Source organism: Azorhizobium oxalatiphilum (genome assembly GCF_014635325.1).
Taxonomy (GTDB): domain Bacteria; phylum Pseudomonadota; class Alphaproteobacteria; order Rhizobiales; family Xanthobacteraceae; genus Azorhizobium; species Azorhizobium oxalatiphilum.
This window is the reverse complement of record NZ_BMCT01000001.1, coordinates 1,429,388-1,443,559: the sequence shown is the minus strand read 5'-3', so window position 1 is coordinate 1,443,559 and position 14,172 is coordinate 1,429,388. Positions and strand designations below refer to the sequence as shown.

Sequence of the window (14,172 nt, the reverse complement as noted above, 5' to 3'; positions counted from 1 at the left end):
TCCCCACGCTGCCCGTGTTTCCGAGGCAGGAAGGGCCGACAGGAGAAACGTCCATGGCCATCGCCATCCCAGCGGGGTCGGCCCCGAAGAAGCCGCGCAAGATCTATCAGCAGCTCTATGTGCAGGTGCTGTTCGCCATCCTCGTCGGCATCGTGCTCGGCCACTATTATCCGGCCTTCGCCGTGCAGCTGCAGCCGCTGGGCGATGCCTTCATCAAGCTGGTGAAGATGGTGATCGCGCCGGTGATCTTCCTCACCGTTGTGACCGGCATCGCCGGCATGCGCGATCTCGGCAAGGTCGGCCGCGTGGCCGGCAAGGCCATGCTCTACTTCCTCACCTTCTCCACCCTGGCGCTGATCATCGGCCTCATCATCGCCAATGTGGTGCAGCCCGGCGCGGGCATGAACATCGACCCCGCGACGCTGGACCCCAAGGCCACCGCCTCCTACGTGGCGAAGGCGCATGACAGCACCATCGTCGGCTTCCTGATGAACATCATCCCGGCGACCCCGGTGGCCGCGTTCGGCTCCGGCGACGTGCTGCAGGTGCTGTTCTTCTCGGTGCTGTTCGGCATCGCCCTGGCCGGCGTGGGTGATCGCGGCGAGCCTGTGATGCGGCTGTTCCAGTCCGCGTCCGCCGCCATGTTCCGCCTCGTGCACATCCTGATGAAGACCGCCCCCATCGGCGCCTTCGGCGCCATGGCCTTCACCATCGGCCGCTATGGCATCGGCTCGGTGGCGAACCTGCTGTTCCTCATCGCCACCTTCTACCTCACGTCCTTCCTGTTCGTGGTGGTCGTGCTGGGTCTGGTGGCCCGCTACAACGGCTTCTCCATCTTCGCGCTGCTGCGCTACATCAAGGAAGAGCTGCTGCTGGTGCTCGGCACCTCCTCCTCGGAAGCCGCTCTCCCGAGCCTGCTGGAGAAGATGGAACAGGCCGGCTGCCGCAAGTCGGTGGTGGGCCTCGTCATCCCGACGGGCTATTCCTTCAACCTCGACGGCACCAACATCTACATGACGCTGGCCGCGCTCTTCATCGCGCAGGCCACCGGCATCCACCTGAGCCTGTGGGACCAGATCCTGCTGCTGCTGGTGGCGATGCTCTCTTCCAAGGGCGCCGCCGGCATCACGGGTGCGGGCTTCATCACGCTGGCCGCCACGCTCTCGGTGGTGCCCACCGTGCCGCTGGCCGGCATGGCGCTGATCCTCGGCATCGACCGCTTCATGTCGGAATGCCGCGCCATCACCAACTTCATCGGCAATGCGGTGGCCACCATCGTGGTCGCGCGCTGGGAAGGCGAGCTGGACGTGGAGCGCCTCAACGCCGCTCTGGCCGGAAACCCGATCCCGCTGGAGCAGGACGGCCCCGAGACCTTCCCGGCCCCCGTCCCGGCCGAATGACATACGGAGACCGAGGCGAGCAAGCGCCTCGGGTTTTCCTGATCGAGAAAGGCGGGCTTCGGCCCGCCTTTTTTGTTTGCGGCGTTACCGGCGGCGGATGGCCCGGCGCGCCACTATTCCGTCTCGCTGACCCAGCCCTTGGGATACTGGCTGGAATTAATGCGGCCGGCACCCGCGACCGCGTCGAGCGCCTTGTCGGACAGGGGCTCCGGCTGGCTTGCCGGGACCGACGTATCGACCGTCTCGGCTTCCGGGTTGGCGGCCTTGTCCGCTGCTGTCCGCTCGTCGCTCATGGTGATGCTCCGCTAGAATTCCCCCAGCCCATCCTAATTTACAGCTGCGGGGCGGTCCATCGACGGCGGGCCTTGCGTTCCGTCCATGACCAAGCCGGACTCGACAAGCGTGGCAGCGCGGCCTGTGGCAGTCCGAAATCGACCCATAACGGTCGGAAACGCCGTGCTGCATGGAGGCCCCGCCCCGGGGTTCGCCCCGCCGCCAGCGATCTGTCATAAATTGTGCATTCGATCATCTGCGGGAGCAGCATGCTTTGCCCGCGACCGAAGTTCCGCGCAGGCCCAGCCCGCGCCACCGCCCTTTCCTCATATGCATTACTGATCCGATGATTATCTCTGAGCAGAGACATGCTGGCGCCGTCGAATAGCGTCCTTCCGGGTCGATTTCCCGCTTCCGGCCTCCCCGCAGGAAAGTAGATCGCATGCTTGACCAAGCAGAAAACGCATCGTAGCCTGATTATAACAAAACGATGTTTCATTATTCAAAACGAAACATCAGAGGAAACGCCAGCAAGGGAATGGGCGCGTGCCACCACGCACGACCACGCATGCCCGCAGCAAAGCCGCGCCGCCACCGGACGCCAAATCCGGAGCCGGCCCGTCTTCGGCCAACGGGCAGTCATCTTCCGCCACGGGAACGAGCACGCTCGATCTCGCGCTGCGCATGGTGGAATACCTTGCGCTGCAAAGCCGGCCGCTGCCGCTGGCCCAGATCGCCGGCCATTTCGCCGCCTCCAAGGCCACCTGCTATCGCCACCTCGTGACGCTCCAGCGCCACGGCTTCGTGCGGCAGGAGCCGGAGACCGGCCGCTATGAGGCCGGCGTCAAGCTCATGGTGCTGGGCGAGGCCCTGCGCGCCCGCTTCGATGTGCTCTCCGCCGCCCGCACGGAGCTGATGGACCTGCGCGACCGCACCGGGCAGGCCGTCACCATCTGCGCCCTCATCGACGGCGAACTGGTGGTGCTGGAACTGGTGCAGGGCCGCACCCTCATCGAATTCGCCACCCGCCCCGGCACAAGGCTCGATTTCCACGCCAGCGCCCATGGCAAGGTGTGGCTGGCCTTCGGCCCCACGGAACTGGCCGAGCGGGTGCTGGCCGCCCCGCTGAAGAGCTGGACCCCGCGCACCCTCTCCACCCCGGAGGCGCTCACCGCCGCCATCGCCGAGGTGAAGGCCCGCGGCTGGGCCACCGCGCCGGACGAAGTGATCACCGGCGTCAACACCGTGGCCGCCCCGGTGTTCGACCATCGCGGCGCGCTGGTCGGCTCGCTCGCCATCGTCGGCGCCACGCAGTTCATCCCCCCCGATCCCGAAGACGCGCAGGTTTCGGAAGTGACCGGCGCCGCCGGCCGTATCTCCCGCAGCCTCGGATGGAGAAGCTGACCCATGACCTATTCGCTGGCCGTCGACATCGGCGGAACCTTCACCGACATCGTGCTGCGCCATTCCGACGGGCGCCTGCAGGTGGACAAGACGCTCACCACCCATCACGACCTGCTGGAAGGCTTCTTCCGCGGCGTTGATCAGGTGCTGCACAAGGCCGGCGTTTCCGCCGACGACGTGAATGGCGTGGTGGTGCATGCCACCACCGTCGTCACCAACGCGCTCATCGAGCGCAAGGGCTTTCCCACCGCCCTCGTGGTCACGGACGGTTTTCGCGATGTGCTCGCCATCCGCAACGAGCACCGCTACGACATGTACGATCCGCAGATCGAATTCCCCGAGCCGCTGGTCTCCTCCGACCTGACCTTCGGCATCAAGGAGCGCGTGCTGGCGGACGGCACCGTGCTCGAAAGCCCCACCGACGCCGACATCGCCACGCTGGCGGAGGCCATTCGCACCTCCGGCGCGAAGGCGGTGGCCATCTGCTTCCTCAATTCCTTCGCCAACGGCACCAACGAGACCAAGGTGGCGACCGAGCTGCAGCGCCTGCTCAACGACACCTTCATCTGCACCTCGTCCGACGTAGCGCCGCAGATCCGCGAATACCAGCGCGCCTCCACCGCCACGGTGAACGCCTACGCCATGCCCATCTCGCAACCCTATCTGCGCCGCCTCTCCGAGCGCCTGCGCGACGAGGGCTTCGCCAACACCCCGCTTATCATGCTCTCCTCCGGCGGCGTGGTGGGCGCGGAGACCGCCGGGCGTAATCCCGTGCGCATGATCGAGAGCGGACCGGCCGCGGGCGCGCTCGCCGCCTGCCATTATGCCGAGATGCTGGGCATCGACCGGCTCATGAGCTTCGACATGGGCGGCACCACCGCCAAGGCGTGCCTGATCGAGAACCGCACCCCCCTCGTCACCGGCCTGTTCGAGGTGGATCGCCGCTATCGCTTCAAGGAAGGCTCCGGCCTGCCCGTCACCGTGCCCTCCATCGACCTGATCGAGATCGGCGCCGGCGGCGGCTCCATCGCCCATGTGGACGATCTCGGCCTCCTGAAGGTCGGCCCGGAGAGCGCCGGCTCCAATCCGGGACCGGCCTGCTACGGACGCGGCGGCAAGAACGCCACCGTCACCGACGCCGACCTCGTGCTCGGCCTCATCGATGCGGATAACTTCCTCGGCGGCGACATGCCGCTGGATCTGGCGGCCGCCGGCACCGCCATGGGCAAACTGGGCGCGGACCTGAAGGTGTCCAGCGTGCAGGCCGCGCGCGGCATCTATCGCATCGTCACCGAGGCCATGGCCTCCGCCGCCCGCACCCATGCCACCGATCGCGGCGTGGATTATCGCGGCCTGCCCCTGTTCGCCTTCGGCGGCGCCGGCCCGCTGCATGCCTGCGGCGTCGCCGAGCTGCTGCAAAGCACGGCCATGATCGTGCCGCCGCAGTCCAGCGTCCTGTCCGCCTTCGGCACGCTGGTGACGCCGGTGCGCCTCGATCTCGTGCGCTCCGACCTCACCAGCCTCGATGATCTCGACTGGGACCGCGTGACCCGCATCCTCGGCGATCTGGAAGCCGAGGGCCGCGCCGCCCTGCGCGAGGCCGGCTGCGCGGCTGCCGACGTCACCATCCTGATCGGCGCCGACATGCGCTATTTCGGGCAGCAGCACGAAGTGACCGTGACCTTCGAGGCCGATCCGCGCATCGCCCGCGACACCGCCGCCATCGGCGATCTGTTCGCGGCCGCCTACCATCACCTCTATGGCGTGAACCCCTCCCACGTCCCCATGGAGATCGTGACCTGGCGCGTGACCGCGCGCGGCCCGGTGGTGCCCTTCCACGCCACCATGCGCGCCTCGCAGGCCCCCGGCACGCCGAAGGGTTTCCGCAAGGTGCATGCCTGGGAAGATGATCAGGACGCCGCCGTCTATGAGCGCATGACGCTGGCGGTGGGCCAGAGCGTCGCCGGCCCGGCCATCATCGAGGAGCGCGAGACCACCACCGCCATCCCGCCCGGCTGGACCGCCACCATCGACCGCTTCGGCTGCATCGTCGCCACCAAGAATTGAGGAATTGCGTCATGTCTGAACTCAAAATGGACGGCGTTGAGCTGGAAATCCTGTGGTCCAACCTGATCGGCGTGGTGACGGAGCGGGCGAAAGCCCTCCAGCGCATCGCCTTCAGCCCCATCGTGCGCGAGGCGGGCGACCTCGCCTGCGCCCTGTTCGACCTGCGCGGCCGCATGGTGGCACAGGCCAACACCGGCACCCCCGGCCACATCAATTCGCTGGCGTTCGCCGGCGCCCATCTGGTGCGCGAATTCGAGGGCAGGTGCGCCCCCGGTGACGTGCTGATCACCAATGACCCCTGGCTGTCGGCAGGCCATTTCTTCGACATCACCATCCTCACCCCGATCTTCAACGGTGAGCGGCTGATCGCCTATATCGGATCCACCATCCACCACACCGACATCGGCGGCTACGGCATCGGTGCGGGCGCGCGGGACGTGCATGAGGAAGGGCTGTGGATCCCGCCGCTGAAGCTCTATGAGAAGGGCCAGCCGGTGGAGGTGCTGCACACCATGATCCGGCGCAACGTGCGCACCCCGGATGCGGTGTTCGGTGATCTCTCGGCGCAGGTGTCCTCCGGGCAGGCGGCGGCCGAGCATCTCATCGCCTTGTGCGAGCGCGCCGGGCTTGAAGACATCGAGCAGCTCTCGGACGAGATCATCCAGCGCTCGGAGGATGCCACCCGCAACGCCATCCGCAAGCTGAAGCCCGGCACCTATCATGGCGAGAGCCAGTTCGACGTGCCCGGCGGCGAGATCATCACCCTGAAGACCGCCGTCACCGTGGATGCGGACACCGGCACCATCACCGTGGACTTCACCGGCTCATCCCCGCAGACGGCCACCGGCATCAATGTGGTGCTGAACTACACCCACGCCTATTCCACCTTCGCCATCCGCTCCTGCCTCAATCCGGACCTGCCGAACAACACCGGCTCGCTGGCGCCCATCGTGATCCAGGCGCCGGAAGGCTCGATCATCAACTGCGCCTATCCGGCCCCGGTGAACGCCCGCCATGTGGTGGGCATGTATGTGCCCATGCCGATCCTCAAAGCCCTGCATCAGGTGATGCCGGAGCGCGTGCTGGCGGAAGGCTCGGGCGCGGTGTGGACCATCCAGATCCAGGGCCGGCAGGCGGACGGGCGGCCCTTCACCTCCTCCATGTTCAACTATTCCGGCGGCATGGGCGCGCGGGCGGAAAAGCACGGCCCCAGCGCCACCTGCTATCCCACCGGCGTCGCGGCGGTGCCGATCGAGATCCTGGAAGCGGCCATGCCCATCGTGTTCGACCGCAAGGAGCTGCGGCGCGGCTCCGGTGGCGCGGGGCGCACGCGGGGCGGCGACGGCCAGTCCATCCAGTTCCACATGCGCACCGATTATCCGTGGCTGCTCAACGCGGTGCCGAGCCGGCTGGAAAACGGCCCGGACGGCATTGCCGGTGGCGCGCCGGGCGCTGCGGGGCGCTTCCTCGTCAATGGCAAGCCGGTGAGCGAGGCCAAGAAGCTCACCATGCAGGCCGGCGACGTGGTGGTGCTGGACACCCCCGGCGGCGGCGGCTTCGGCACCGCCGCCTGACACGACCCGACAAGAGGCCGTGGCCCGGACGCCAGACAGCCGGGCCACGCCGCCATCCATAACAAGAATGACAGGGAGGACGCCGTGACTTTTCGCACCCTCGCCGCAGCGACCCTGCTGGCCGCATCCACGATCCTCGCCGCGCCCGCCAGCGCGCAGGAGACCTACAAGGTGGGCATTTCCGCCGGCCTCACCGGCTATGCCGCCACCGTCGATCGCGCCTGGCGCGATGGCGTGGAGCTGGCCGCCGAGACGGTGAACGCCCGCGGCGGCGTGATGGGCCGCAAGATCCAGGTGATCGTGGAGGACAACCGCTCCGAACCGCAGGAAGCCGTCACCGTCTATCGCAAGATGCTGTCGTCCGATGGCGCGCAGGTGTTCGTCTCAGGCTGCGTCTCGGCGGGCAATTTCGCCGCCGCCGGCCTGCTGGTGCGCGCCAAGGTGCCCATGATGCTGTGCTCCATCCTGCCGCAGCAGGATGCCCAGCTGAAATGGGCCTTCTCCACTTTGCCGCCCGCCGGCTTCGAGGTGGAGAAGCGGCTCGAATATCTGCGCGACAAGACGCAGATCCGCAAGGTGGGCGTGCTGCACGATCCCACCCCCTACGCCAACCTCCAGAAGAGCGTGGCCGAGAAGATCGCCGCCAAGTACGGCATCGAGGTGGTGGGCATCGAGCAGTACAAGCAGGATGATGCCGACCTGTCGGTGCAGATCAGCAAGATGCGCTCGGCCGGGGCCGGCGCCATCCTGAAGATCGGCCTTGGCGGCTCCACGCTCACCGCCGCCAAGAACATCAAGCAGCTCGGTGCCGATATGCTGCTGCTCACCAGCCTTGAGGACATCGCCGTCTTCAAGCCGGTGGCCGAGGTGCTGGGCGACAAGTTCCTGTTCGTTGCCGCGCCCTCGCAGGTCTATGACGCCATCCCCGAGAGCCCGCTGAAGGCCGAGATCGGCAAGTTCCTCGGCCCCTGGAAGGCCAAGTATGGCGATCGCGACCCCAACTGGGCTTCGCGCGGCTGGGACGGGCTGATGCTGACGGTCGCCGCCATCGAGAAGGGCAAGTCGTTCGAGGGCGAGGCGGTGCGCAATGCCTATGAGGGCATCACCGGCTTCCAGGGCACCACGGGCATCTACAATTTCTCGCCCGAGGTGCATCAGGGCATCACCGAGAATCCCTTCCTCATCGCCACCATCGTGGATGGCAAGATCAAGGTGGTGCAATGAGCGTCGTCCACGCCTTGCCTGATGCCACCTCCGGCACCGCCCCGGTGCTGGAGGCGCGCGCCCTTGCGGCGCGCTACGGCCATGTGGAGGCGCTCCATCCCATCGACCTGCACGTGGCCGAGGGCGAGCTGGTGGCGGTGCTGGGGCCGAACGGCGCGGGCAAATCCACCCTGCTGCGCGCCATCCTCGGCCTCGTGAGCAATTCCGGCACGGTCAGCCTGCGCGGAACGCCCCTCCCCCGGCAGAATCCGGTGGCGGTCGCGTCCCGCGGTGTCGTTCTGGTGCCGGAGGGGCGCGGCATCTTCGGTCCCATGAGCGTCGCGGAGAATCTGGAACTCGGCGCCTATCGCCTGCGTGACCGGGCCGAGTTCGCCCGCCGCCGCGAGCGGGTGATGACGCTGTTCCCGCGCCTGAAGGAGCGGCTGACGCAGGTGGCGGGATCCATGTCCGGGGGCGAGCAGCAGATGCTGGCCATCGGCCGCGCGCTCATGGCCGGGCCGCAGGTGCTGCTGCTGGACGAGCCCTCGCTGGGCCTCGCCCCCCGCGTCACCGAGGAGATCCTCGCCACCCTCGGCACGCTGAATGGCGAGGGGCTCTCCATCATTCTGGTGGAACAGAAGGCGCCGCTGGCGCTGGAACTCGCCAACCGCGCCTACCTGCTTTCGGTGGGCCGGATCGTCGCCACCCTCGATCCACGCGAGATCACATCCTATGACGAGCTCGCTCAGCATTACTTCGCCTGAAACGGCGCACCGCCCCCGGCTGTCGTGGCGCACCGTGCTGCCCTATGGCTTCGCGGCGGCGGTGGTGGGCTATGCCATCGCGGTGGGCGGCTATCCCGCCACCGTGGTCGGCTTCGCGCTCATCTACGCGGTGTTCGTGATCGGCCTCAACCTGTTCATGGGCTTCGCCAATCAGGTGTCGTTCGGCCAGAACGCCTTCGCCGCCATCGGCGGCTACACCTCGGCCGTGCTCACAGCCACCTATGAGTGGACACCCCTGCCCGCCATGGGCGTGGGCATGGCGGCGGCCCTCGTCATCGCCGGCCTCATCGGCTGGCCGACGCTGCGCCTGAAGGGCCATTATCTGGCCATGGGCACGCTGGCCATCGGCCTCATTGTGCAGGAGATCACCGTCGAGTGGACCTCGGTGACGCAGGGCTACATGGGCCTCTCCGGCATCCCGCCCATGGGTGCCTTCGGCTTCGAGATCACCTCCGATCGCGGCCAGCTCATCATGCTGGCGAGCGTGGTGGCGGCGGCGACCTTCCTCTCTGCCCGCCTCAAGCGCTCGCGCATGGGCCGGGCGCTTTCGGCGGTGGCCGGCAGCGAGGAGGCGGCGCGGGCGCTGGGCATCGCGGTCGCCCGCTACAAGCTTCTCGCCTTCCTGCTCTCGGCGGCGCTGGCCTCGCTGGCCGGCTCGCTGTTCGTGCATGTGGTGGGCTTCGTCAGCCCGGAGGTGTTTGGCCTGCACATGGTGATCCTCACCTTCACCATGCTCTATGTGGGCGGCATCGGCACCATCGCCGGCCCTGTTGTGGGCGCGCTCATCATCTCCCTGTTGCCGGAGACCTTTCGCGGCTTCAAGGAATATCAGGACCTCGCCTATGGCGCGGCGCTGATCCTGATGCTGATCTATGCCCCGAAGGGCCTGTCCGCGCTGTTCAGCCATCGGAGGCGCCCATGACCCGGCTGGTGCTGGAAAACGTCACCAAGCGCTTCGGCGGGCTGGTGGCCGTGGACAATGTGAGCTTCACCGTGCCCGAGGCCGGCGTCACCGCCGTGATCGGCCCCAATGGCGCGGGCAAGACCACCTTGTTCAGCCTCGTGTCCGGCTTCCTCACCCCCACGGACGGGCGGGTGCTGTTCGATGGGCAGGACATCACCGGCCTCGCCCCGGAGAAGATCTCCGCGCGCGGGCTGGTGCGCACCTTCCAGCTGGTGAAGCTGTTCGAGGATCTCTCGACGCTGGAGAATGTGAAGGTGGGCCGCCACCTGCACACGAAGGCCGGCCTGTTTTCCGCCTTCCTGCACACGCCCGCCGCGCGCAGGGAAGAGCGCGAGGTGGAGGCGCGCGCCCGCGATCTGCTGTCCTTCGTGGGCCTTCAGCACAAGGCGGATGCGGACGCTTCCGGCCTCTCCTATGGTCAGCAGCGCCTGCTGGAGATGGCCCGCGCCCTTGCCGCCGATCCGCGCCTGGTGCTGCTGGACGAGCCGGCGGCAGGGCTGAACGGCGAGGAGAGCGAAGCCCTCTCCCGCATCATCCGCCGCATCGCCGACAATGGCACCACCGTGCTGCTGATCGAGCACGACATGACGCTGGTGATGAACACCGCCGACCGCGTGGTGGTGGTGGATTTCGGCCGCAAGATCGCCGAGGGCACGCCGGCCGAGGTGCGGGTCAATCCGGCGGTGATCGCCGCCTATCTCGGCAGCGCCGCGACGGCGAAAGCCGCTGAACAGGAGAAACTGAATGGCTGATTTCTCCTATATCCCGCAGGTGCTGGTCTCCGGGCTCGGTATCGGCTGCGTCTACGGCCTCATCGGCATCGGCTTCTGCGTCATCTACAATGCCTCCGGCATCGTGAACTTCGCGCAAGGGGCGTTCGTGATGCTGGGCGGCATGATCACCCACGGCCTGCTGCAACGCTACGGCCTGCCGCTGCTGCCAGCGGCCCTCATCGCCATCGCAGTCGTGGCGCTGCTGGGCGTGGTGCTGGAGCGCGTGGTGGTGCGGCCCCTGTGGGACCGCAAGGCCACCATGTTCACCATGATCCTCGCCACGCTGGCGGCGCAGATCGTCATCGAGCGCCTCACCCTCATCGTGGGCGGCGACCAGCCGAAGACGCTGCCGGTGTTCACCGATCTGCCGCCACTCCAGATCGGCGGCGTGGCGGTGAGCTTCCAGTTGCTCTGGATCGTCGGCGCCTCGCTGCTGGCCGTGGGGGCGCTCGCCGCCTTCTTCCGCCTCACGCGCACCGGCAAGGCCATGCGGGCCTGCGCCATCAATCGCGAGGCGGCCGCCCTTCAGGGCATCCCGGTCTCGCGCATGCTGGCGGCGGCCTTCGCCATCAGCGCGGGGCTCGGCGCCATGGCCGGCATCCTGATTACCCCCACCCAGTACACCGCCTTCAACGTGGGCGTGCCGTTCGCCATCTCCGGCTTCATCGCCGCCATCGTGGGCGGCTTCGGCCGGCCGTTCGGCGCCTTTCTGGGCGGGCTCATGCTGGGCCTCGTGCAGTCGCTGGCCATCCTCGGCTTCGGCGCGGGCTGGAAGACGGTGGCCGCGCTCTCGGTGCTGCTGCTGTTCCTCTTCATCCGCCCTTCCGGCCTCCTGGGCGCGGCGACCAAATAGCTCTTCTCACAAGGATTTCTTCCATGGACATCACCAAGATCAACTGGGACGCGATGGAGTGGACCCCGGTGCGCCAGGGCGTGGAGCGCAAGGCGGTGTCGGGCGACGGCGCGACGCTGGCCCTGCATCGCCTGATGCCCGGCCACGAGCCGGTGCCGCACAGCCATCCCAACGAGCAGATCGCCTATATCGTCTCCGGCACCATCCGCTTCTTCGTGGGCGAGGATGAGCATCTGGTGGGTCCCGGCGGCGTCATCGTCATTCCGCCCAACGTCCGCCACTGGGGCGAGGTCGTGGGCGATGAGCCTGTGATCAACCTTGACGTCTTCACCCCCCGCCGGCCCGAATACGCCTGAGCACCCGTTTGGGCAGGGGCGTTGCGTCCTTCCCCCTGCCCACCCCTCCCCCGCAAGCGGGAGAGGGAGCCGGTTGCGGGCAGGCAAGACCGGGGAAGAGAAGTGATGGACACCGGACGTAGAAGTCCATCCGAATTATCAAACAGCCTCTGAAGCGGCGACAGACCGCGCACAGGGAGATGACACCATGAACCTCGCGCTGTGGCTGGACCGCGCGGGCCGGGAATGCCCGCAGGCGACTGCTGTCGGCACCGGCACCGCCATCCACCAGACCTATGGCCAGCTTGCCGAACGCGCCGCCCGCCTCGCCGCCGCGCTGCGGGGGCCGTTGGGGGTGCCGGAGGGCGGGCGGGTGGCGATCATCGCCAAGAACCTGCCGCAGTATCTGGAAATCCTGTACGGCATCTGGATGGCCGGGGCCGCCGCCGTGCCGGTCAACGCCAAGCTGCACGGCTCGGAGTTCGGCTATATCCTTGAGCATTCGGGGGCGTCCGTCGCCTTCGTCTCGGGCGATGTGGAGGGTGCCATTGCCCCCTTCGCGCCGGACAGCCTGAAACACGCCGTCCGCATCGGCGGGGCGGACTACGAAAAGCTGTTCGCAGCCGATCCCTTGCCCCTGACGCCGCGTGCCGACACGGATCTGGCGTGGCTGTTCTACACCTCCGGCACCACCGGGCGGCCCAAGGGGGCCCTGCTCTCCCACGCCAATCTCGCCGCCATGTCCTATGCCTATGCGGCCGAGGTGGACCCCATCTCGCCCGGCGACGTGCTCTATCACGGCGCGCCCATGAGCCACGGCTCCGGCCTCTATCTCATGGCCCATGTGATGCGCCGGGGTGTGAGCGTGGTGCCGGAGAGCGCGGCCTTCGAACCCGACGAAATGCTCGGCCTTGCCGCCCACTGGGGCCGTACCTCGCTGTTCGCCGCCCCCACCATGGTGAAGCGGCTGGTGGCCTCGGGGGTCAGTTTCGATCCCTCCCGCCTGCGCTCCATCGTCTATGGCGGCGGGCCCATGTATGTGGAGGACACCATCGCCGCGCTGGACGTGTTCGGTGATCATCTCGTGCAGATCTACGGCCAGGGCGAGACGCCCATGACCATCACCACGCTCGGCCGCGAGGATATTTCCGACCGCACCGCGCCCGACTGGCGGGAAAAGCTCGGCTCTGTCGGCCGCCCCTTCGCCATGCTCGATGTGCGCCTCGTGGATGGCGAGGGGCGGCCCGTGGCGACGGGCGAGACCGGCGAGATCATCTGCCGTGGCCCCACCGTCATGCCCGGCTACTGGAACGACCCCGACGCCACCGCCCGCGCGCTCAAGGACGGCTGGCTCTACACCGGCGACGTGGGCGCCATGAACGGAAGCGGCTACCTCACCCTGAAGGACCGCTCGAAGGACATGATCATCTCGGGCGGCACCAACATCTATCCGCGCGAGGTGGAGGAGGTGCTGCTCACCCATTCCGGCGTGCGCGAGGTGTCGGTGATCGGCCGGCCCGATCCGGAATGGGGGGAGATCGTGGTCGCCTATGTGGTGGGCGCAGCCCCGCCGCCGGAGCTGGATGCACTCTGCCTCTCGCGCATCGCCCGCTTCAAGCGGCCGAAGCATTATGTGTTCGTGGAAAGCCTGCCCAAGAACAATTACGGCAAGGTGGTGAAGACCGAACTGCGCGCGCAGGACGCAGCCACCCAGAAGGGAGCCGCCTGAATGATCCCCTTCCGCGCACGCCTTGCTGAGCCGCTGCTCGGCACCTTCGTGAAATCCGCCTCCTACCAGAGCGTGGAGATCCTCGCACTGGGCGGGCTCGACTGCGTGGTCATCGACGCCGAGCACGCCCCCTTCTCTCCCGGCGAACTGGACCGCATGATCCTGGCCGGCCGCGCCGGCAACCTTCCTGTTCTGGTGCGCGTGGCGGGGCTCGACCCCGCCCCCATCGCCGCCTGCCTCGATATGGGTGCCACCGGCATCGTGGTGCCCCATGTGCGCTCGGCGGATGAGGCGCGCGCAGCGGTGGTGGCGGCCAAATACGCCGGGCGGCGCGGCTTCTCGCCCTCCCACCGCGCCGGCGGCTACGGCACGCGCGGGGCAGAGGCCTATCTGGCGGCGGCCGATGGCGAGACCTCGGTCTGGTGCCAGATCGAGGATGCCGAGGCGCTGGACCGGCTGGACGAGATCGCCGCCGTTCCCGGCGTGGACTGCCTGTTCGTGGGCCGTGCGGATCTCGCCTTGTCGCTGGGCGCCTCCGGCACCGGGGATGCGCGGGTGGGTGCGGCGGTGAAGGCCGTGGGCCGGGCCTGCCGGGCGGCGGGCACCACGGCCGGCCTGTTCGTGCCGGGCACGGCGGAAATCCCGGAGCGGGCGGCGGAAGGCTACAGCGCCTTCATCTGCGGCTCCGACCAGAGCTGGCTGATGGAACAGGCCCGCGCCAAGAAGGCCGCTCTGGCTACGGCGCTGACTGCAAAGGCGCCCGCCGCCTGAAACCTTGGGGACGCGCCCGGAATATTCCTGCTGGAAAGATC

Annotated in this window: 13 protein-coding genes; 12 read left to right on the top strand and 1 reads right to left on the bottom strand. The window is 67.9% G+C overall.

Annotated features, from left to right (window positions below; all coding sequences use genetic code 11):
* Positions 1–53 precede the first annotated feature (53 nt).
* The gene (locus IEW24_RS06410) at positions 54–1,400 is read left to right on the top strand and encodes a dicarboxylate/amino acid:cation symporter (protein ID WP_188576457.1); all 1,347 of its coding nucleotides are present in this window, start codon (positions 54–56) and stop codon (positions 1,398–1,400) included.
* Between the two features lie 113 nt (positions 1,401–1,513).
* Here the strand turns inward: IEW24_RS06410 and IEW24_RS06405 are convergent, their stop codons facing one another.
* Positions 1,514–1,693, bottom strand: a complete 180-nt coding sequence (locus IEW24_RS06405) for a hypothetical protein (protein ID WP_188576455.1) — start codon at positions 1,691–1,693, stop codon at positions 1,514–1,516.
* Positions 1,694–2,219: 526 nt separating this feature from the next.
* Between IEW24_RS06405 and IEW24_RS06400 the strand changes: the two genes are divergently transcribed.
* From IEW24_RS06400 to IEW24_RS06350, 11 genes are all read left to right on the top strand, one after another.
* Positions 2,220–3,077, top strand: coding sequence for an IclR family transcriptional regulator (locus tag IEW24_RS06400; RefSeq protein WP_188576453.1), 858 nt, complete (start codon positions 2,220–2,222; stop codon positions 3,075–3,077).
* A gap of 3 nt (positions 3,078–3,080) precedes the next feature.
* Positions 3,081–5,144 (top strand): hydantoinase/oxoprolinase family protein, encoded by a 2,064-nt coding sequence (locus IEW24_RS06395; RefSeq protein ID WP_188576451.1) that lies wholly within the window; start codon positions 3,081–3,083, stop codon positions 5,142–5,144.
* Positions 5,145–5,155: 11 nt separating this feature from the next.
* Positions 5,156–6,718: a hydantoinase B/oxoprolinase family protein gene (locus IEW24_RS06390; protein ID WP_244644184.1), complete on the top strand. Its 1,563-nt coding sequence runs from the start codon at positions 5,156–5,158 to the stop codon at positions 6,716–6,718.
* 84 nt (positions 6,719–6,802) lie between these two features.
* The gene (locus IEW24_RS06385; protein WP_188576449.1) at positions 6,803–7,942 is read left to right on the top strand and encodes an ABC transporter substrate-binding protein; all 1,140 of its coding nucleotides are present in this window, start codon (positions 6,803–6,805) and stop codon (positions 7,940–7,942) included.
* Positions 7,939–8,685, top strand: coding sequence for an ABC transporter ATP-binding protein (locus tag IEW24_RS06380; RefSeq protein WP_188576447.1), 747 nt, complete (start codon positions 7,939–7,941; stop codon positions 8,683–8,685). The genes IEW24_RS06385 and IEW24_RS06380 overlap by 4 nt, the downstream gene beginning before the upstream one ends.
* Positions 8,654–9,628 carry a branched-chain amino acid ABC transporter permease gene (locus IEW24_RS06375; protein WP_188576445.1) on the top strand — a complete coding sequence of 325 codons (975 nt, stop codon included), beginning with the start codon at positions 8,654–8,656 and terminating at the stop codon, positions 9,626–9,628. Before IEW24_RS06380 ends, IEW24_RS06375 begins: the two co-directional genes overlap by 32 nt.
* Positions 9,625–10,422: an ABC transporter ATP-binding protein gene (locus tag IEW24_RS06370; RefSeq protein ID WP_188576443.1), complete on the top strand. Its 798-nt coding sequence runs from the start codon at positions 9,625–9,627 to the stop codon at positions 10,420–10,422. The genes IEW24_RS06375 and IEW24_RS06370 overlap by 4 nt, the downstream gene beginning before the upstream one ends.
* The gene (locus IEW24_RS06365) at positions 10,415–11,296 is read left to right on the top strand and encodes a branched-chain amino acid ABC transporter permease (RefSeq protein WP_188576442.1); all 882 of its coding nucleotides are present in this window, start codon (positions 10,415–10,417) and stop codon (positions 11,294–11,296) included. Before IEW24_RS06370 ends, IEW24_RS06365 begins: the two co-directional genes overlap by 8 nt.
* A gap of 23 nt (positions 11,297–11,319) precedes the next feature.
* Positions 11,320–11,652 (top strand): cupin domain-containing protein, encoded by a 333-nt coding sequence (locus tag IEW24_RS06360; protein ID WP_188576440.1) that lies wholly within the window; start codon positions 11,320–11,322, stop codon positions 11,650–11,652.
* A gap of 187 nt (positions 11,653–11,839) precedes the next feature.
* Positions 11,840–13,360, top strand: coding sequence for an AMP-binding protein (locus IEW24_RS06355; protein ID WP_188576438.1), 1,521 nt, complete (start codon positions 11,840–11,842; stop codon positions 13,358–13,360).
* Positions 13,361–14,131 carry an HpcH/HpaI aldolase family protein gene (locus IEW24_RS06350; protein WP_188576436.1) on the top strand — a complete coding sequence of 257 codons (771 nt, stop codon included), beginning with the start codon at positions 13,361–13,363 and terminating at the stop codon, positions 14,129–14,131.
* The last annotated feature ends 41 nt before the right edge of the window (positions 14,132–14,172 follow it).